This is a genomic window from Ensifer sp. ENS06, from assembly GCF_014852205.1.
In the GTDB taxonomy this organism is placed as follows: domain Bacteria; phylum Pseudomonadota; class Alphaproteobacteria; order Rhizobiales; family Rhizobiaceae; genus Ensifer; species Ensifer adhaerens.
Genome location: NZ_JACVBC010000002.1, coordinates 200,676 through 219,067, shown reverse-complemented (window position 1 = coordinate 219,067; position 18,392 = coordinate 200,676). Strand labels below are relative to the sequence as shown.

Annotated in this window: 22 protein-coding genes; 13 read left to right on the top strand and 9 right to left on the bottom strand. The window is 63.4% G+C overall.

What is annotated here, in order from left to right; genetic code table 11:
* Window positions 1-113 precede the first annotated feature (113 nt).
* Window positions 114-467 (top strand): DMT family protein, encoded by a 354-nt coding sequence (locus tag IB279_RS10150; RefSeq protein ID WP_034795307.1) that lies wholly within the window; start codon window positions 114-116, stop codon window positions 465-467.
* An 85-nt stretch (window positions 468-552) separates the two neighbouring features.
* On the opposite strand, the gene IB279_RS10145 is transcribed toward IB279_RS10150, so the two are convergent.
* The 3 genes from IB279_RS10145 to IB279_RS10135 all read right to left on the bottom strand — a co-directional run bounded on the left by IB279_RS10145 (window position 553) and on the right by IB279_RS10135 (window position 2,300).
* On the bottom strand, window positions 553-1,188 hold the full coding sequence (locus IB279_RS10145; protein ID WP_034795244.1) for a TerC family protein: 636 nt from the start codon (window positions 1,186-1,188) through the stop codon (window positions 553-555).
* A gap of 120 nt (window positions 1,189-1,308) precedes the next feature.
* Window positions 1,309-1,899 carry a hypothetical protein gene (locus IB279_RS10140; RefSeq protein ID WP_060600902.1) on the bottom strand — a complete coding sequence of 197 codons (591 nt, stop codon included), beginning with the start codon at window positions 1,897-1,899 and terminating at the stop codon, window positions 1,309-1,311.
* 11 nt (window positions 1,900-1,910) lie between these two features.
* Complete coding sequence (locus IB279_RS10135; protein WP_043626011.1) at window positions 1,911-2,300, bottom strand: acyl-CoA thioesterase; 390 nt, start codon at window positions 2,298-2,300, stop codon at window positions 1,911-1,913.
* Between the two features lie 274 nt (window positions 2,301-2,574).
* On the opposite strand from IB279_RS10135, the gene IB279_RS10130 reads away from it, so the two are divergent.
* The 8 genes from IB279_RS10130 to IB279_RS10095 all read left to right on the top strand — a co-directional run bounded on the left by IB279_RS10130 (window position 2,575) and on the right by IB279_RS10095 (window position 10,364).
* A complete protein-coding gene (locus tag IB279_RS10130) occupies window positions 2,575-4,389 on the top strand; it encodes a methyl-accepting chemotaxis protein (protein WP_112770896.1) in 1,815 nt (604 codons plus the stop codon).
* Window positions 4,390-4,627: 238 nt separating this feature from the next.
* Window positions 4,628-5,179 (top strand): Kazal-type serine protease inhibitor domain-containing protein, encoded by a 552-nt coding sequence (locus IB279_RS10125; protein ID WP_112770895.1) that lies wholly within the window; start codon window positions 4,628-4,630, stop codon window positions 5,177-5,179.
* A 326-nt stretch (window positions 5,180-5,505) separates the two neighbouring features.
* Complete coding sequence (locus IB279_RS10120; RefSeq protein ID WP_112770894.1) at window positions 5,506-6,741, top strand: extensin family protein; 1,236 nt, start codon at window positions 5,506-5,508, stop codon at window positions 6,739-6,741.
* A gap of 613 nt (window positions 6,742-7,354) precedes the next feature.
* Window positions 7,355-7,687: a metalloregulator ArsR/SmtB family transcription factor gene (locus tag IB279_RS10115; RefSeq protein WP_034795232.1), complete on the top strand. Its 333-nt coding sequence runs from the start codon at window positions 7,355-7,357 to the stop codon at window positions 7,685-7,687.
* Complete coding sequence (locus IB279_RS10110; RefSeq protein WP_112770893.1) at window positions 7,684-8,091, top strand: YeeE/YedE family protein; 408 nt, start codon at window positions 7,684-7,686, stop codon at window positions 8,089-8,091. Before IB279_RS10115 ends, IB279_RS10110 begins: the two co-directional genes overlap by 4 nt.
* Window positions 8,088-8,573 carry a YeeE/YedE family protein gene (locus IB279_RS10105; RefSeq protein WP_112770892.1) on the top strand — a complete coding sequence of 162 codons (486 nt, stop codon included), beginning with the start codon at window positions 8,088-8,090 and terminating at the stop codon, window positions 8,571-8,573. The genes IB279_RS10110 and IB279_RS10105 overlap by 4 nt, the downstream gene beginning before the upstream one ends.
* A 106-nt stretch (window positions 8,574-8,679) precedes the next feature.
* Entirely contained in the window at window positions 8,680-9,606 is a 927-nt protein-coding gene (locus IB279_RS10100) for an ABC transporter ATP-binding protein (protein ID WP_034795212.1), read from the top strand.
* Window positions 9,603-10,364, top strand: a complete 762-nt coding sequence (locus tag IB279_RS10095) for an ABC transporter permease (RefSeq protein ID WP_034795209.1) — start codon at window positions 9,603-9,605, stop codon at window positions 10,362-10,364. Before IB279_RS10100 ends, IB279_RS10095 begins: the two co-directional genes overlap by 4 nt.
* A 13-nt stretch (window positions 10,365-10,377) precedes the next feature.
* On the opposite strand, the gene IB279_RS10090 is transcribed toward IB279_RS10095, so the two are convergent.
* Genes IB279_RS10090 through IB279_RS10075 form a run of 4 tightly spaced genes read right to left on the bottom strand, consistent with a single transcriptional unit; the run spans window position 10,378 to window position 12,867 of the window.
* The gene (locus IB279_RS10090) at window positions 10,378-11,067 is read right to left on the bottom strand and encodes a hypothetical protein (RefSeq protein WP_060584982.1); all 690 of its coding nucleotides are present in this window, start codon (window positions 11,065-11,067) and stop codon (window positions 10,378-10,380) included.
* Window positions 11,068-11,123: 56 nt separating this feature from the next.
* The gene (locus tag IB279_RS10085; protein WP_060520665.1) at window positions 11,124-11,825 is read right to left on the bottom strand and encodes a TIGR02281 family clan AA aspartic protease; all 702 of its coding nucleotides are present in this window, start codon (window positions 11,823-11,825) and stop codon (window positions 11,124-11,126) included.
* Complete coding sequence (locus IB279_RS10080) at window positions 11,822-12,043, bottom strand: DUF1289 domain-containing protein (protein ID WP_034795186.1); 222 nt, start codon at window positions 12,041-12,043, stop codon at window positions 11,822-11,824. The genes IB279_RS10085 and IB279_RS10080 overlap by 4 nt, the downstream gene beginning before the upstream one ends.
* A gap of 35 nt (window positions 12,044-12,078) precedes the next feature.
* The gene (locus IB279_RS10075; RefSeq protein WP_034795183.1) at window positions 12,079-12,867 is read right to left on the bottom strand and encodes an adenosylcobinamide-GDP ribazoletransferase; all 789 of its coding nucleotides are present in this window, start codon (window positions 12,865-12,867) and stop codon (window positions 12,079-12,081) included.
* A gap of 247 nt (window positions 12,868-13,114) precedes the next feature.
* Here IB279_RS10075 and cobT point away from each other — a divergent pair, with 247 nt between their 5' ends.
* Both cobT and IB279_RS10065 read left to right on the top strand, forming a co-directional pair.
* Complete coding sequence (cobT, locus tag IB279_RS10070) at window positions 13,115-14,131, top strand: nicotinate-nucleotide--dimethylbenzimidazole phosphoribosyltransferase (RefSeq protein WP_034795180.1); 1,017 nt, start codon at window positions 13,115-13,117, stop codon at window positions 14,129-14,131.
* 228 nt (window positions 14,132-14,359) lie between these two features.
* A complete protein-coding gene (locus IB279_RS10065) occupies window positions 14,360-14,773 on the top strand; it encodes a diacylglycerol kinase (RefSeq protein ID WP_034795175.1) in 414 nt (137 codons plus the stop codon).
* A 4-nt stretch (window positions 14,774-14,777) separates the two neighbouring features.
* On the opposite strand, the gene IB279_RS10060 is transcribed toward IB279_RS10065, so the two are convergent.
* Both IB279_RS10060 and IB279_RS10055 read right to left on the bottom strand, forming a co-directional pair.
* A complete protein-coding gene (locus tag IB279_RS10060; protein ID WP_112770891.1) occupies window positions 14,778-15,320 on the bottom strand; it encodes a GNAT family N-acetyltransferase in 543 nt (180 codons plus the stop codon).
* Between the two features lie 3 nt (window positions 15,321-15,323).
* On the bottom strand, window positions 15,324-16,859 hold the full coding sequence (locus IB279_RS10055; protein ID WP_090294420.1) for a HAMP domain-containing sensor histidine kinase: 1,536 nt from the start codon (window positions 16,857-16,859) through the stop codon (window positions 15,324-15,326).
* A 305-nt stretch (window positions 16,860-17,164) separates the two neighbouring features.
* Here IB279_RS10055 and IB279_RS10050 point away from each other — a divergent pair, with 305 nt between their 5' ends.
* Together IB279_RS10050 and IB279_RS10045 are read left to right on the top strand one after the other, a co-directional pair.
* Window positions 17,165-17,752 carry a thermonuclease family protein gene (locus IB279_RS10050; RefSeq protein ID WP_060600883.1) on the top strand — a complete coding sequence of 196 codons (588 nt, stop codon included), beginning with the start codon at window positions 17,165-17,167 and terminating at the stop codon, window positions 17,750-17,752.
* On the top strand, window positions 17,745-18,383 hold the full coding sequence (locus IB279_RS10045) for a uracil-DNA glycosylase family protein (RefSeq protein WP_112770890.1): 639 nt from the start codon (window positions 17,745-17,747) through the stop codon (window positions 18,381-18,383). Before IB279_RS10050 ends, IB279_RS10045 begins: the two co-directional genes overlap by 8 nt.
* Window positions 18,384-18,392: the final 9 nt, after the last annotated feature.

The window sequence follows — 18,392 nt, the reverse complement described above, 5'->3', positions numbered from 1 at the left end:
TAGTGGGTCGGTGCCTTCCAAGGCAGGTCTTTACGCCGGAGAAGCGGCGGCACTTGCGCGCCTACGGGGCGGCGGCGCATCGTCACAGCGTGATTCGCACGCCGAGGTTCTTCATGTCGTTCACCCTTTCTCCGGCCTATCTCTGGCCCGTTCTTCTGCTCCTGATCTCCAACGTCTTCATGACCTTTGCCTGGTACGGGCACCTGAAGTACACGTCGTCGCCGCTTTACATGGCGATCGTCGCCAGCTGGGGCATTGCCTTCTTCGAATATTGCCTGGCGGTGCCGGCAAACCGCATCGGCCACCAGGTCTATTCGGCGGCCCAGTTGAAGACGATGCAGGAGGTGATCACGCTGATCGTCTTTGCAGCCTTCTCCGTCTTCTGGCTGAAGGAGTCGATCGGCTGGAACCATCTGGTCGGCTTCGCGCTGATCGCGGCCGGTGCTTCCTTCATCTTCAAGGGCTGACACACCCCCAACGGACACAAAGAAAAAGGCAGGGCGTAAACCCTGCCTTTTCAGCGAAAAGCGGTTGTCGTCGGCGTTGCGGCAACTACATCACCGCCGCCACGGCCGGGGCCAGATGCGGCCAGACCTCGACTGCGCCGCGATAGATCATGTCGAGCGCGACATAGAGGATGATCACGAGACCGATATAGGCGATCCAGTGATAGCGGTTGAGCAGCCGGGCGATAAAGCCGGCGGCGATGCCCATCATGGCGATCGAAAGCGCAAGGCCGATTACCAGGATCGTCGGATGTTCGCGGGCAGCGCCGGCAACAGCGAGCACGTTGTCGAGCGACATCGAGACGTCGGCGACGACGATCTGGATGGCCGCCTGCATGAAGGTTTTCCTGGGCGCCTCGGAGCCTTGTCCGCTTTCGCCCGCAGCGTTTGCTGCCTGCTGTTCGCGAATTTCGCGCCACATCTTCCAGCAGACCCAAAGCAGCAGGATGCCGCCGGCGAGCAGCAGGCCGATGATTTCGAGCAGTTGCACCGTGACGCTGGCAAGCGCGATGCGCAGCACCGTGGCGGCGATGATGCCGACGAGAATGACCTTCTTGCGTTGGTCCGTCGGCAGGCCAGCGGCGGCAAGACCGATCACGACGGCGTTGTCGCCGGCGAGAACGAGGTCAATGACGATGACTTGAAGAAGCGCCGCCAGGCCGGCAGCGGTAAAGATTTCCATGATGCAACAGTCCCCCGACCTGCATATGCGAGATATAGATATGACTAACGGATAAAGCACTGCCGTGCCGCTGGATCAAGACCACTGGACGGAAATCCTCAACGACGGCCCTGCCGCGTCTCAATCGAGAAGATCGAAAGCCCGGTACATCCAGACGAGCTGGTAGGCGACGGCTGCGACGACGAAGACCGCGTGAAAGCGGCGGCTCGGGGTCCAGGCGGCGGCAATGCAGAGCAGGATGTAGGCGGCGTTGCGCGCCGGGTACTCAAAGCCGTAGGACGCGAAATAGGCCTTTCCCTTCAACGCGGTGTCGACGAGATCGACCGCAAAGGCAAGCGCCAGGGCACCAAAGAACCAGGCCCGGCGCGACATGAAATAGTGTTCGTAGTCGCTGTAGTCGTCGAGCGTCGTTGGAAACAGCATGACGCAGAGAAAGAAGAAGACGCAGCAATAGAGGACGACGAAGAGGTAGACGCTGACATCGATCACCGCCAGCGAGTGCAGGTGGAACTCCCACCACCAGAAGTGCACGAGGAAGACGAACATGAACAGGACCCAGCCAAGGTGGATCCAGTAGACGCGCGTCTTGCCGGGATGCTGGACGAAGAGTGCAATGCCGCTCAAGAGCCGAGCGAGACTCAGGCTGACGATCATGCCCATGACGACGCGGATATGCGAGAAGATCTCCGGGTCGGTATGGGCAGGCTCCATGCGCCGCGCTCCTATTCTTCCGCCGGCACCGGCTTCGGTTTGCCGTTCTCGTCGAGCGCGACCATCACGAAGATCGCGTCCGTCACCTTTTCCATCAGATGCGAGAGATAACGCTGCGCCCAGGCTTCGACCTTGAGCGTCATCGAGGTGCGGCCAACCTTGACCACGTCCGTATAGATGCAGAGCGTGTCGCCGATCTTGACGGGCAGCGCGAAGGCCATTTCCTTGACCGCCGCCGTCACGACGCGGCCGCGGGCGCGTTCTGCCGCGCGGATGCCGCAGGACAGGTCCATCTGCGCCATCACCCAGCCGCCGAAGATGTCGCCCGCCGCATTGGCATCGCCCGGCATGGCGAGCGTGCGCAAGGTGAGTTCGCCGGTCGGTCTCGTCTGTTCGGTCATGCAGCCTGTCTCCCTGTTGGAGACAAGATGTAACCCGAGCGCACTTGTGGAGGGAAGACCCCGCTGCCGCACAAATGCCGGCAACGTCCTTGAGGTGCCGGCTCGTTATACTTTCGCAGGGGGTGAATGAGGAATGCCAAATTTAGGGGTTCCTCGTTAGGAGCTTTGCAAAGACCTCATCCTAACCTGCAGGCTCTGGGAGTGCCTGCCGGCTATGCCGCGGCAGCCAGGATTGGGGGCGGCGCGGGGAGCGCCGAGGGGCAGGGGATTGGGAATGAAGAAATTCAGGATTTCGGCGCGTCTCTACGCGCTGGTGGCATTCGCGCTTTTGACCATGGCGGCGGCGCTGACGTTCGGTCTGTTCCAGGCGCAGGAAACGCTCGTCGGCGAACGGAAGGCGATGCTTGCGGCGATGGACGAGAACGCGATCGCCGTGTTCGACGCCTATCACAAGCTGGAAGTGGCCGGCACGCTGCCGCGCGAGGAGGCGCAGAAGCGCGCGCTCGAAGCGATCAAGGCGATGCGCTACCAGGGCAGCGGCTATTTCTGGGTCAACGACATGCATCCGACCATGATCATGCATCCGATCAAGCCGGAGCTCGACGGCAAGGACCTCACCGAAAACAAGGATCCCAACGGCAAGCAGCTCTTCGTAGAGTTCGTAAAGACCGTCGAAAAGAGCGGCCAGGGTTTCGTCGACTATTACTGGCCGAAGCCCGGTGCCGACGCGCCGGTGCTGAAGTATTCGCACGTTGCCGGCTTCAAGCCCTGGGGCTGGGTGGTCGGGACCGGCGTCTATGCCGACGACCTGGCGGCGATGTTCCGCGACCGCGCCTGGCAGGTTGCCGGCATTCTTGCCGCCGCCGCTCTTGCCATCCTGATGGCGGCACTGGCGATCGTGCGCAGCGTCGTCAAGCCGGTCGAAAAGCTGAAGGCCTCGATGCGGGCGATCGCCGACGAAGATCTGTCTTCGGAGGTGCCGGAAACCGACCGTGGCGACGAGATCGGCCAGATGGCCAAGGTCCTCGTTGTCCTGCGTGACTCGGTGCGCGAACGGCTGGAGTTGCGCTCGCGTGAGGCAGAACAGCAGGAGCGACTGAGTTCCGAGCGGCGCGGCAACGAGCAGCGCCAGCGGGCGACGGCTGAGGCGCAGGCCGAGACGATGGAAACCGTTGGTGCGGCGCTCGAACTCCTGGCGAGTGGCGACCTCACCGCCGAGATCAGCCATATCGCGCCGGAATACGGCAAGCTGCGGGACGACTTCAACACCGCCGTCGCAGCCCTTCGCGATGTCATCGGCTCGATCTCGCATTCGACCGAGATCGTCACCGCCAGCGCCGGCGATATTTCCGAAGCGGCAAACAATCTCTCCCGCCGGACGGAGCAGCAGGCAGCCGCCCTTGAAGAGACGGCCGCGGCACTGGACGAAATCACCTCGACGGTTCGCCATGCCTCCGAACGGGCAAACGAAGCGCGTGAGATGGTCGACCGGACCAGGACCAGCGCCGCAAAGTCCGGCGGCATCGTGCGCAATGCCATCGACGCCATGGGGCGGATCGAAAGCTCGTCCGGCCGCATCGGCCAGATCATCGGCGTCATCGACGAGATCGCCTTCCAGACGAATCTGCTGGCGCTCAACGCCGGGGTCGAGGCAGCGCGCGCCGGCGAGGCGGGCCGCGGCTTTGCCGTCGTCGCACAGGAAGTGCGCGAGTTGGCGCAGCGTTCGGCCGGAGCCGCCAAGGAGATCAAGGAACTGATCGGCGCCTCGGTGCGCGAGGTCGGCGCCGGCGTCGATCTGGTTCGCTCCACAGGCGAGGCGCTCTCGGAGATCGAGGCGCAGGTCAACCGGGTCAACGAGCAGGTGGCCTCGATCGCCACGGCCGCGCGCGAGCAGGCGACCGGGCTGCAGGAGGTCAATGTTGCCGTCAACAGCATGGACCAGATGACCCAGCAGAACGCGGCGATGGTGGAGGAAACCACGGCGGCGAGCCAGACGCTGGCGGCCGAAAGCCGCGAGCTGAAGTCGCTGCTGACGAAGTTCCGGCTGCAGCCTTCAGGCTCGCACGCGGGTTACGGCCGCGCCGCCTGACGCCACAGGTTTGTCGATTGCGACCCGCGCGCTACGTCGCGCGGGTTTTTCATTCGGGGTCGGCCGCAATGCTGTCGCAAGGATACGCGTTTAGGTGCCGCCGTCGTCACACCGGTTGTCGTGCACGGAGACATTCTCCGTCTTGACCTCAGCACCGCCGGGGATAGATACGCGAGAAGCGGGAGGTGTTCGACGGGGCGTCGCTCCGGTTGCCGGCCGCTGCACCAGAGGGGACACCATGGCACTTCTCAAACTACTTCTGACCCGGCCGATCGCGCTCATGATGCTGGCGCTCGGGTTTCTTTCCGCTTGTACCGTCGTCGTCGACGAGCCGCGGCCGGGGCCGAGGCCCACGCGCCCGCAGGTCTGCACGATGGAATATGCGCCGGTTTGTGGCGAGCGCGGCAATCGTATGCGCAGCTTCCCAAACTCCTGCCAGGCGCGCGCTGACGGCTTCAACGTCATCCACCGCGGCGAGTGCCGTCCGGACTATCGCCCGCCGGATCGCGAGCCGCAGGCCTGCACGATGGAATACAATCCGGTGTGTGGCCAGCGCGGCCGCCGCACGCAGACCTTCTCGAACGCCTGCCAGGCGCGTTCCGAGGGCTTCCAGGTGATCGGCCGCGGCGAATGCCGCAGGGAGGACGACCGTCCATCCGAGGGCCAGTTCTGCACCCGCGAATATGCCCCGGTCTGCGGCCAGCGTGGCAGCCGCATCGAAACCTTCTCCAACGCCTGCGAGGCGGGCGGTGCCGGTTTCCAGATCGTCCATCGCGGCGAGTGCCGCTAAGGCCTAAGCGATCACGCCTTCAGCATGCGAGCCCGCGTCCGACGAGGACGCGGGCTCTTTTTTGTCGGTATGGATGGACCATTCGCAGCGCGGACACCCCATTTCCAGCGGTTGGCGCGCAAGCCTTCGTTTACCGTATTTGAATAAAATGCCAGGCAAATCAGGCTTTTTGTCCGCTGTGCCCGGTTTGCGACACAGGCAAAAGGCAGCAATTGCAGGTGCTGTAGCAACCATTGCGTGCCAATTGAACGCGGTGGCGGCGGCAGGGGCAGCGGGGCGGTGACGGTGGTCTTTTTCGGGCCGCCTGGAGGAAGGCGCAGTTCGGTATGGCCTATGTTACTCGTCTCCATCGCCCGCTGACGGCGCTCGTTCTTTCGTTTTCGCTCGTCACCTGCTCGACCGATGACGCGCTTTCGCCGCCCGGCCGCATCGATGGCGGGGCGCGGGTCGGGTCGATCGGGCCGGTTCCTGTCGATGCCGTGCCGGCACAGGAGGTGGCCGCCTATCCGGCCGCCACGCAGCCTTCGACCTTCCAGACCAATCCGCAGCACGCGGCGCCTCAGCAGACGCGCCGCGCGCTTCCGATGCTCGATAGCGACGAGGCGGTGGCGACGGGCGCGCAGCCGGCAAGCGCCGGCTCGAGCGCTATTCCCCAAGAGGGCGTCAACATGGATGCGATGCTCGGCGTGGAGCAGCCGGTGGTGGGGCTTGCGGAGGAGCAGAGCAACGACATTGCCGAGGGCAATGCCAGCCAGCCGGTGGTCGGCGGCATTGGTGACGAGAATGTGCGCCAGCTCGGCGGCGCAAACAGCGCCGCGCCGGCCGAAGCGAACCTTGGCTATGACCCGGATCTGCCGCCGCTGTCGCCGGACAAGATGGCCGCCGAACAGGCGCAGCGCGCCCGCGCCATGGAACAGCAGCGCCTTCAGCGCACGCAGGAGCCGCAGCAGGTCGCCTTCCTGCCGCGCGCCAACAATCCGATGTCGACGCCCGAATATACCGGCGCGATGCCCGGTTCCGAGATTGCTTGCCGCCAGCGCCTGAAAAAGCTCGGCGTCACCTTCCGCGACATTCCGCGCATCAGCAACGGTCCGTCCTGCGGCATCGACTATCCGATCGAACTCAGCGGGCTGTCCGGCGGCATCGGTGTGAAGCCGGCGGTCAAGCTCAATTGCGAGGTGACCGAGGCTTTCGCGAAGTGGGTGAAGTACGAACTCGCCCCGTCGTCACGCTACCGCTACTGGTCCGGCATCAAGACGATCAAGCCGCTTGGCGGCTACTCCTGCCGCACGATGAATTCGCGTCGCGGCAATCCGATGTCGGAACACGCGCGCGGCAACGCCATCGATGTCGGCAAGTTCGTGCTGAAGAACGGCAAGGAAATCGACGTGCGCAAGAAGGGCTTCTTCGCCTTCCGCGAGAAGGCGTTGCTGAAGGCCGTGCGTTCCGACAGCTGCAAGTACTTCAACACCGTGCTCGGCCCGGGCAGCGACCCCTTCCACAAGGACCATTTCCACTTCGACCTGAGGACGCGCAAGACCGGTTATCGGCACTGCGATTAGGTGTTCAGCCGGTTGGCACCAGTGGTTCCCGGCTGCCGGCTATCGAAGCTTGGAAGCCGGCAAAAAAAGAGGCCGGCGGGGAGGCCGGCCCAACGACCGGAGCAAAAGGGGGAGGCTCCGGCCTGCAAATCACGAGCGCAAATCAAAGGGCGATGTTGCGGCCCGCGCGTTGCAAACTGATCGAAGAGCGTCACGGTTTCGTGACAGTTGGGCGTGATTGCTGTGGTCGGCCGAGCAAATCTTGCGCCGGCTTTCGTTCGAGTGCGTTCCTGGCCGGCTGTCGGCGAAGATCTGCGAATCGACCTGATTCCCTAAATAAGTAGTATTATACTTTAGGTTTTACTCGTCCGGGTCGCGTTCCGATCGGTTGCCCCAAATATGGCGATTCCCGGCATTTTCGGATCCAATTGTAACAGACTGAATTTTCTATATGTTTTTCTGCAGATGAGAAAACCTCGGGTTGGCGAGGCCGTGCCGATCTCTCCGTTTCGTCTGGTTTTGTAATAAGTAATACGATATTATATTATTTCGTATAACAATCTTGGATAGTGTCTGGTTGGCCGCTACAAGCATTGGGGGCCCTACTCACTCCTTGACGCCACAGGAGGACGAAATGGGAACGGTCATGCAATTTCCGGGAATGCGCAGCGATATGGCTGTGCATGCCGCCGAAGTTTCTAAAATCCTCAGGACACTTGCCAACCGCAACAGGTTGCTGATCGTGAGCGCGCTGCTCGAAGGCGAGCATTCTGTCGCAGCGCTCGAGGAAATGCTGGGCATTCGCCAGCCCACGCTTTCACAGCAATTGACGGTGTTGCGGGATGCCGGCATTGTCGCGACCCGTCGGCAGGCCAAGCAGGTTTTCTATCGGCTCAGCCACGACAAGGTGGCGCGCCTCGTCGGCTCGCTCTATCAGATCTTCTGTCGGGATGGTTCAAAAGCATGAATGAATACGGGAATGCGCTGGTAGGCGGGCTGTTGATTGGCCTGTCGGCGGCGATCCTGATGGTGGCCAATGGCCGGGTGGCCGGCATCAGTGGCATCGCAGGGCGCCTGCTGCAGGGCGTACAGGCTTCGTCGGGCGCATTGTTCGTACTGGGGCTGATTGCCGGACCGGTGTTGTACCGCCTCATTTTCGATGCCTGGCCGCCGGTGACCGTGACGGCCTCCTGGCCGCTTCTCGTGGTTGGCGGCCTGCTGGTGGGCTTCGGCTCGCGCATGGGCTCGGGCTGCACCAGCGGTCATGGCGTTGTCGGGCTTGCAAGGCTGTCGCGCCGCTCGATCGCCGCGGTCGCCACCTTCATGGGAGCAGCGATCGTCACGGTCTTCGTTGCGGGTTTCTTCGCATGAACAGCGCCTTGCTCCGCCTTGCCGCGACGCTCGTCTCCGGCGTCGTATTCGGGTTCGGTCTTTCGCTGTCGGGAATGCTCGATCCGGCCCGCGTGCGGGCTTTTCTTGACATAACCGGCAACTGGAACCCAAGCCTTTCCTTCGTGCTCGGCGGCGCTGTCTTCGTTTCGGCGCTCGGAGTTCTGGTGACGCGCCGGTTGGAACATCCGCTGTTCGACGGGACCTTTCATCTGCCCAACAATCAGGTCATCGACCGGCGACTGATCGTCGGCTCGGCGATCTTCGGCGTCGGCTGGGGGCTGGTCGGGCTTTGCCCGGGCCCGGCGCTCGCCTCGCTGTCGCTTGGCTTGCCGGCAACGGTCCTCTTCGTGGCGGCAATGCTGGCCGGGATGCTGGTCCATGACCGGCTGGTTGACCGCAAGCTCCCGAGGCAGACATCGGCCGGAGCGGGCGCCGATACGGGACTGTCTCAGCCGCGTTGACGCACAGTGATCTTGTTTTTTCATTCCAGCCGGCTGCAAATCGGAATGAATTGTCCCATATAGGGCGGGACCTCAAGACTCTGCCCCTCCTTCCGGATCAGTTTTCATGGCGCCAATCGTTTCCGTTTCCAATCTGTCGAAGACTTATGCCTCCGGCTTCAAGGCGCTGAAGGGCGTCAGCCTCGATATCGAGGAAGGCGAGATCCTGGCGTTGCTCGGGCCGAACGGCGCCGGCAAGACGACGCTGATCTCGATCATCTGCGGCATCGTCAATCCGAGCGGCGGAACGGTGATGGTCGGGGGGCACGACGTGGTGCGCGATTTCCGCGAGACCCGCGCGATGATCGGGCTCGTGCCGCAGGAGCTGACCACCGACGCTTTCGAAACCGTCTGGAACACGGTCACCTTCTCCCGCGGGCTGCACGGCAAGAAGCCGAACCCCGCCCATATCGAAAAGGTGCTGAAGGACCTGTCGCTCTGGGACAAGAAGGACAACATGCTGCGCGAGCTTTCGGGCGGCATGAAGCGGCGCGTGCTGATCGCCAAGGCGCTGTCGCATGAGCCGCGGGTCCTCTTCCTCGACGAGCCGACGGCCGGCGTCGACGTCAACCTGCGCAAGAGCATGTGGGACGTGGTCGAGCGGCTGCGCGCCTCGGGCGTGACGATCATCCTGACGACGCACTACATCGAAGAGGCGGAAGAAATCGCCGACCGCATCGGCGTCATCAACGGCGGCGAGATTCTGCTGGTCGAAGACAAGGCGGCGCTGATGTCGAAGCTCGGGCGCAAGCAGTTGCGCGTCGATCTCGCCCATCCGCTGGACGGCGTGCCTGACGTGCTCTCGGGTTACAACCTGACGCTCGAAGGCGACGGCCATTGTCTGATCTACGATTATGACACCAGCGCCGAGCGGACCGGGATCACCACCTTGCTCGCCGCCTTGGCCGAAGCCGGCATCAGGCTCAAGGACATTTCCACGCGACAGAGCTCGCTGGAAGACATTTTCGTCGAAATCGTGGGGGCAGGGCGATGAACATCGAAGCGATCAAATCGATCTATTTCTTCGAGATGGCCCGCACACGCCGCACACTTCTGCAGAGCGTGGTGTCGCCCGTTATCTCCACGTCGCTCTATTTCATCGTCTTCGGCGCGGCGATCGGCGGCCGCATCCAGGAGATCGACGGCGTTTCCTATGGCGCCTTCATCACGCCCGGCCTGATGATGCTGACGCTTCTGACCCAGTGCATCGGCAACGGGTCCTTCGGCATCTATTTCCCGAAATTCACCGGCACGATCTACGAGGTGCTTTCCTCGCCGGTCTCGATGGTGGAGATCGTGCTCGGCTATGTCGGCGCCGCGGCGACCAAGGGGATGATGATCGGCACGATCATTCTCCTGACGGCATCGCTCTTCGTCGACCTGACGATCGCTCATCCCTTCGTCATGGTCTTCTTCTTCGTGCTGACGGCGATTTCCTTCAGCCTGTTCGGCTTCATCATCGGCATCTGGGCCAAGGATTTCGAGCAACTGAACCTGATCCCCATGCTGGTGATCCCGCCGCTCGTCTTCCTCGGCGGCAGCTTCTATTCGGTGAAGATGCTGCCGCCCTTCTGGCAGGCCGTCAGCCATTTCAACCCGGTGCTGTACCTGATCAGTGGTTTCCGCTGGAGCTTCTTCGAGGTGTCGGACGTCAACCCGATCTTCAGCGCGGTGATCATCATTGCCTTCCTGACTGTCTGCATGTCGGTGCTCGCCTGGATCTTCCGCACCGGCTACCGCCTGCGTAACTGACTTCCATCGGTCGTCAGGGTGCTAGCGCCGGCACGGCTCCACTGGCATAGGCGATGATCGTGCTGGCGACGGCCATCGCGAGCAGCGCCTGAAGAATCGTGACCACGACGTGGAGGAGCGACCGCACGGCGGAGAGCCCGAGGTCGGCCATGAACCAGCGCGTTTCGGCAACGATGTACCAGACGATCGAAGCGACCACGAAGGCGGCGCCGACAGTGGTGAAGGCGTTGTGCCCGGCCAAGAGCAATTGGCCACCGAGGCTGATGGCAAAAGCGAAGGGTGCCGTGACGTAGCACTGGCTGAAGAAGGGCGGACGCAGCGTCTCGCGTGTCAGCTTGGCACCCTTGTTGCGCAAGAGCTTCACGGCCATCAGCAGAGGCAGAATACTGAAGGCGACAGCCCGAAACATCAGCAGGTTGGAGTCGGAGGCAAGCAGCGACGTCGGCGCCCAGGGAACTGCGCGGCTGACGAGGCCGAGCTCCAGCCCATGCGCCAAGAGCAGCGTGATCAGCAGAAAAAGCGGCGGGCTCAGCGCATCCGAGTACTGCTCCGGCAGGTCGTCGCCGAGCTCGACGTCGGCATAGCGCATCATCGCCTGCGGGTGGCGCAGCGTGCGCCACAGGGTGAGCGGATAAAACAGCAGCCAGCAGACGAGCTCATAGAGCAGTTCCTCGATCGACTTCAGCAGTCGCATGAAATCCATGCCGTGCTCCCCTTGCTTCTATGCGTGGCACGACCGCGCGCCGGGGCCGATGCCGGTCAGTCGCGCAGACGCAGCTCGTCGGTACGCATCTGCAGCATCTCCAGCGTCGACAGGAAGCTCATGCCGAGCAGGCTCTGATCGAGCTTGCCCTTGGCTGCGACCGTTGCGCCGATGTTGCGGCGGGTGATCGGGCCGATCGAGATCTCCTGAAGCATCACGGGGGCTGCCTGGGCCCGGCCATTGGCTGTCATGACCGTAACGATATAGTTGAGGTTGGCCGGGTCGAGGCCGATCTTTTCCGCATCTTCATAGGTGAGCGCGATGTTGCTGGCGCCGGTATCGACCAGCATGCTGATGTCCTTGCCGTCGACCGTCGCAGTGGTCTCGAAATGACCGTTCAGCATCTTCTGCAGCACCACTTCCTGCTGTCCCTCGCTGTCAGTGATGATGGTGGCGCGGCCGGGGATGAGGCCGGCGAGCAGGCGGTTGCCGAAGCCCTCCAACTCGAAGCGGTAGACATAGGCCGAGACCAGCGCCAGAACGACGAAGAGCCAGATGGCGATCTGACGCAGGCCTTCGCCGAAGCGGTGGCGGCTCTGCAGGATGCCGGCGCCGATCAGCGTGGCGATGGCGCCGAGCGAGACCAGTTGCCCGAACTGGTCATTGGCAAGCCCCATGGTGCGGCCGGTGTCGTGGTTGATGATCAGCAGGATGAGGCCGATGGCCAGGATCGAGAGCAGGATGGCAAGACGGGTCATGCTTCGCCGCGTTCCCTCGCCATGCGCGTGCGTCGGGTTTCGCGCCGCGGCTTGCGTTCGACGGTCTCAAGCCGCGCAGGCAACGCGCTCATGATCGCGCGGCGTTCGGCATCGGTATAGAGCGTCCAGCGTCCGACTTCGTCGCGGGTACGGCCGCAGCCGAAACAGTAGCCGGTCTTGTCATCGATCGAACAGACGAGAATGCAGGGAGATTCCATGGGCGTGCTCAGTTTTCCCTTGATATATCGATGTTTCAAACCGTCAGCGCAAGGGCACCGAGCACGGCGATTTCGGTCAGTTGCTGCGTCGCCCCGATCGTGTCGCCCGTTTGTCCGCCGATCTTGCGCATCGCCAGCCGAGCGAAGCCCTTGACCGTGGCAAGGAATGCGACGAGCGCCGCGATGACGCCGAGCGCCGGGACCTGCGCGAGATAGAAGAGCAGCATTGCGACAAGAAGTCCGAAGGCAAGCGCGAAGCGCGTGGCCGCCGGTTCCGGCTCGCCAGCCGAGGCCGCGACGCCGCTGCTGCGCGCCGGCGGAAGCGACGACCAGTGCCAGACCATGGCGGCGCGGCTGAGGCAAGCTGCGCCAAGGATCGCCATGGCGGCGCCCAGCGGCGAAAAGAGCGGCAGGATCGAGGCGAACGCCGAGACGCGCAGGCCGAAGGAGAGGATGAGGGCGACGGCCGCATAGGTGCCGATGCGGCTGTCCTTCATGATCGCAAGCGCCGCTTCGCGGTCGCGACCGCCGCCAAAGCCATCGGCCGTGTCGCCAAGCCCGTCTTCGTGCAGTGCGCCGGTGACAAGCGCCTGGATGGCGACGACGACAAAGGCGGCAAAGAGCGAGCTCACCTGCAGCGCCATGAGGGCCATGGCGACGGCCGCCGATGGCAGTGCGATCGCCAGGCCGGCGAACGGGAAGGCGCGCACGGCACGGCTCAAGCGCCCGTCATAACCTTCGAAATGACGCGCAGGCATCGGGATGCGGCTGAGAAAGCCGATCGACCGCGCCACATCGTCACAGAAATCGCCAACGAAGCCCATGGCTCCTCCAAGGTTGCGGCCATTGACCCGGCCGCTGCCAAACTCGCCGACTGCGGCGAGTCTCGCAAGCCGGGCGGGCGCACCCGCGAGGGCCGCGCACACTTTTCCCAGACCTTTCATAGGCCGTCTGCGACCGCTCGCGGATCGAGACGGCGACGCCGATTGGCGCAAATGTCGTTGCCCGAATTTTCGGCGCCCTCTATGAGGGGCGTAGATAGAGCTTCACGATGATGCAAGGATTCCTCCCATGAGTGCCAGCGGCCTGCCGTTTGATGATTTTCGCGAATTGTTGCGCAACCTGCCGGGCCCGGATGCGGCAGCCCTCGTTGCCGCGCGGGAGCGGGACGCCCAGCTGACGAAGCCGCCGGGCGCGCTCGGCCGCCTCGAGGAAATCGCCTTCTGGCTCGCCGCCTGGACGGGCAAGGCGCCGGTGGTCAACCGGCCGCTGGTGGCGATCTTTGCCGGCAACCACGGCGTCACCCGCCAGGGGGTGACCCCGTTCCCGTCATCCGTCACCGCACAGATGGTCGAGAATTTTGCCGCCGGTGGCGCTGCGATCAACCAGATCTGCGTCAGCCACGACCTCGGGCTGAAGGTCTTCGACCTCGCACTCGAATACCCGACCGGTGATATCACCGAGGAAGCCGCGCTGTCCGAGCGCGATTGCGCCGCGACCATGGCCTTTGGCATGGAGGCGATTGCCGGCGGCACGGATCTTCTGTGCATCGGCGAAATGGGCATCGGCAACACCACGATCGCGGCCGCGATCAATCTCGGCCTTTATGGTGGCACGGCCGAAGAATGGGTCGGTCCGGGTACCGGCTCCGAAGGCGAGGTGCTGAAGCGCAAGATCGCCGCGGTCGAAAAGGCCGTGGCGCTGCATCGCGATCACCTGTCCGATCCGCTCGAACTGATGCGTCGCCTCGGCGGTCGTGAGATCGCGGCCATGGCTGGCGCCATCCTGGCCGCCCGCGTCCAGAAGGTACCTGTCATCATTGACGGCTACGTGGCGACCGCTGCGGCTTCGATCCTGAAGGCGGCCAACCCGTCGGCCCTCGACCATTGCCTGATCGGCCATGTTTCGGGCGAACCGGGGCATTTGCGCGCGATCGAGAAGCTCGGCAAGACGCCGCTGCTGGCACTCGGCATGCGGCTTGGCGAAGGCACGGGCGCGGCCCTTGCCGCCGGTATCGTCAAGGCAGCGGCCGCTTGCCACAGCGGCATGGCGACCTTTGCCCAGGCCGGCGTCAGCAACAAGGAATAGTGAAGTTCCGGCCGGGCTTTGCAGGAAGGCCGGCCGGTTTCTGTCCAAGGCCTGTCACGGGCGCGAAGCTGTCGCGTGCCGGGCCTTGATGGATGCGTCCTTCTCGCCTATCCAAAGCGCAAATGCGCGCCCTAGCTATAGTCTTGGGTGCCTGCAACCGAGACCGCCTTGCATTCGCCTTAATCACGATGTCGAAGCAAGCACAGTTTCAAGCCCTGTCGAGACGAAATGGACGCCAAGAACACCACGCACCGCATTGGACAGACGGGTCCTGTCGAGAAGCAGACCGGCATTCGGCATCTCTTTGCCGCTGCGAGCTATTCGCTCGGCGGCGCCAAGCGGCTGATCGGCGAGGCTGCCTTTCGCCACGAGCTGATCGCCTTTGCCGCCGCGATGATCGCTTTCATCATCGTCGGCGCAACCTTCTTCCAATATGTGGCGATGGCGATCCTGTTCCTGCTGATGATGGCCTTCGAGGCGATCAACACGGCAATCGAGGAAATTGTCGATCGCGTTTCTCCCGAAATCTCGGAAATGGGTAAGAACGCCAAGGATCTCGGCTCCTTCGCCTGCCTCTGCCTGATTGTCGCCAACGGTGTCTATGCCGCCTATGTCGTGATCTTCGACGGCTTCATGAACTGACCGGCTAACGGGCCGGCGCCTTCACCCGATAAAGCACATGCGGACGCAGCGGGTTGCCCCCGGGTACCGTGACGTCGTCGAAATCATCGGCCGGATCCGAGCGCATGCCCAATCTTTCCATCAGCGCCCGCGAAGGCTGGTTGATGCGCGAGGTATAGCCGATAACCTCGGCAAGGCCGAGTGTGCGCCATGCATGGTCCAGGCAGGCGCTCGCCGCTTCCAGCGCGTATCCTTGCCGCCAGTACGGGCGGGCAAGGATCCAGCCGATTTCGACATGCGGTCCGCCGGGGATTTCGTCTCCAGCCTCAGAAAGGCCGAGACCGCCGATCAGCGCACCATCGGATTTGCGTTCAACGGCGAGGAAGCCGAAGCCGCGGTCGGCGAGATGGCGGGCGCAGTCGGCAATCATCGTTGCCGTTTCGTCGCGCGTCAGAATGGCCGGATAGTAGTAGCGCCGGACTTCGGGATCGGCATTGGCAAGCGCGAAAGGCGCGATATCGCGTTCTTCCCAGGGCCGAAGCCTGAGGCGCTGCGTTTCGATGTGCATGGATCAGGCGAAGCTCTTGCGGCGGCGAACCGGGGCTGCGACATCCTCGATCGCCGGCAGGCTTTCGAGCACGCGGCGCGCCGGCAGGATGGCGATCGCCTCTGTACCTTCGCGCAGCTTCGAGCGCAGGATGAATTCGCCATTGTGCTTGGCGAGGATGGCCTGGACGATCGGCAGGCCGAGACCCGTGCCCTGTTCGGCGCTCTTGATGGCGATCGAGCCCTGGCCGAAGGCCGAGAGCACGATCGGGATTTCTTCCTCGGGAATGCCGGGGCCGTTGTCCTTGATCGAGAGATACTGGCCGCCGCCCGCGGTCCAACCGACCTTGAAGGTGACTTCGCCGCCGGTATTGGTGAACTTCACGGCATTCGACAGCAGATTGAGAATGACCTGGCGCATCGACTTTTCGTCGATCCAGACCGAGGGCATGCCGTGTTCGAACTGCTGGTGGATGGTGATGTTCTTGGCGCGGGCCTTCAGTTGCACCATGCCGATGCAATCCTCGGCGATATCGACCAGGCTGACCGAATCCTCGTTGAGGTCGTAGCGGCCGGCCTCGATGCGCGACAGGTCGAGGATCTCGTTGATGAGGTTCAGCAGGTGCTCGCCAGAGCGGTGGATGTCGTTGGTGTATTCCTTGTAGGTCGGGTTGCTGAGCGGGCCCAGAACCTCTGTCGACATCACCTCGGAGAAGCCGAGAATGGCGTTCAGCGGCGTGCGCAGCTCGTGCGACATGGATGCGAGGAAGCGCGACTTGGCGAGGTTTGCTTCTTCGGCACGCCGGCGGGCTTCGTCGGACATCGACTTTGCAACTTCGAGTTCCGCGATCAGGTCGTCCTTTTCCGATTGAACGGAGAGGATGTGCACGCTTGCGCGGTTCATGCGGTCCGTCATCAGCACCAGAAAGAGCAGCGACAGCGAGATGACGCCGGTGAGCCCCATATAGATCACGTCGCCGGTCGTGAGCGATGCAAAGGCGAGGGCTGCCACGACCGGGGCGAAAGTGTAAAGGAGCGCATTGCGCAGCAGGAACGTGCCCATAGCGGTCGCAGCAAGCGCGACCAGCAGCACCGTGCCCTCGAAGAAGCCGAAGCGCACGTTGCCGCAGCTCGCGCAATCCTGTGCGACGAAGGTCGCCCAGCAGAGGCCCATCAGCACCTGGCCGAGTAGGAAGCGGCGGCGCCAGACCGGAACCTTCTCGGCGCTGATGTCTTCCCGGCGTGCCTTGCGCGCAAAGAAGAGCGTGACGGCATGGGCCGAGAGCGTCATGACCGCCCAGAGGACGAAACCGAGATTGCCGGAGAGATAGATGCCGACCGCCGCAATCAGCGTAACAAGCACCGGAATGGCGATCGCGCCATGCAGAGCACTGTCGATGTAGAGATTGAGCATCTCGCGCTCGAAGCCCGAGGGCACCGACGAGCCTGTCTGCAGCCGCTCACGCGTCGCGCGGACCGTCCTCGAAACGGCCTTGTTTCGATGGCTACGCGATTTGTCGACGATAATCTTATCGGTCGATGTGCTGGCAGCGATACTCATGCTCATATGCGACGGTTGCGATTGCGTTGCAGTCTAGTGAGCAATCCTTAAGAAGTTGCTGCGGTGCGTGAAGGATTCGACAACCATTGTGGCGCAGCCGTGTTCAGGTCGTGATGGATCGCGCTGCATGTGAGGTTCCTTCTCTAATCTTTTGGAATCGACCATGTTTATGACGCGCTGGTCTGCGAGGCAGTCCCGCGGCAATCGAGGTTAGGGCAGGCGTGAAATTCGGACGGACGACATATCGGTTTCCCAAGGGCCGCGGCAGGTCCCGCGGTCATGCGCCGTCCGGCGGACGTGGCGGCATGGCCGGCGGATGGATCATTCTCATCCTCTTGGCGATCGGCGCCTTTGTCGCCGACAGGCTGCCCGTCGGAGAGCGATCTGCGACCGGTTCGGCACGGGGCGCGGCGATCGCGAGCGACGGCGACAGCCTGCGGATCGACGGTAAACGCGTCCGCATCGAGGGCATCGACGCGCCGGAGCTCGACCAGACCTGCAGGCGCGATGGCGTCGCCTGGGACTGCGGCCGCGAGGCGCGCGACCGATTGCGGGCGCTCGTCTCGGCGGGTGATGTGCGCTGTCGGTTTCACGGCCGCGACAAATACGGCCGCGAGCTCGGTGTTTGCGATGCGGCCAACCGCGATGTCGGGCGCGAGATGGTGCTTTCGGGCTATGCGGTGAGCTACGGGCGCTATGAGGCTGAGGAGGCAAGGGCAGAACGGGAGCAGCGCGGGCTCTGGGCCGGCGAGTTCGTGAAACCGCAGGAGTGGCGCCGGACGAACGGTCATCCCGACGAGGGGCCGCACCTCATCGATGGCTGGCTTGCGGCGATCCGCAGCTGGCTGCTCGAACGCCTGACCGCACTTTTTTCCGGTATCGCCGATGCCTGACGACCGCATTGCTCAACTCGATCGGTTGCGGGCGGAAATTTCGGCCTGTCGCATCTGTCGCGACAGCCCGCTGCGCGGCGAGGCCGACCGGCTGCCGCACGAGCCGCGGCCGGTGGCGGTGATCTCCACTGCGGCGCGCATCCTGATCGCCGGGCAGGCGCCCGGACTGCGCGTGCATGACAGCGGTCTGCCGTTCAACGATGCGTCCGGCGATCGGCTGCGGCAATGGCTGGCTGTCGATCGCGAGAGCTTCTACGATCCGGGGAAATTCGCGATCGTGCCGATGGGTTTTTGCTTTCCGGGCTATGACGCGCATGGCAGCGACTTGCCTCCGCGGCGCGAATGCGCGCCGCTTTGGCGCCACAGGGTGATGGAGCAGATGCCGCAGGTGGAGCTGGTGCTGGCGATCGGCCACTATGCGCAACGCTGGCATATCGGCCCGGACTGTCCGAAATCGATGACCGAGACGGTGAGGAACTGGCGGCGCTACGCGATGCGCAACGCCGTGCCGGCGATCCTGCCGTTGCCGCATCCGAGCTGGCGCAACACCGGCTGGCTGAAGCGAAATCCCTGGTTCGAAGCGGACGTGCTGCCCTTCTTGCGCGAACGTGTTTTCGTTCTCACGAACTGAAACAATTTT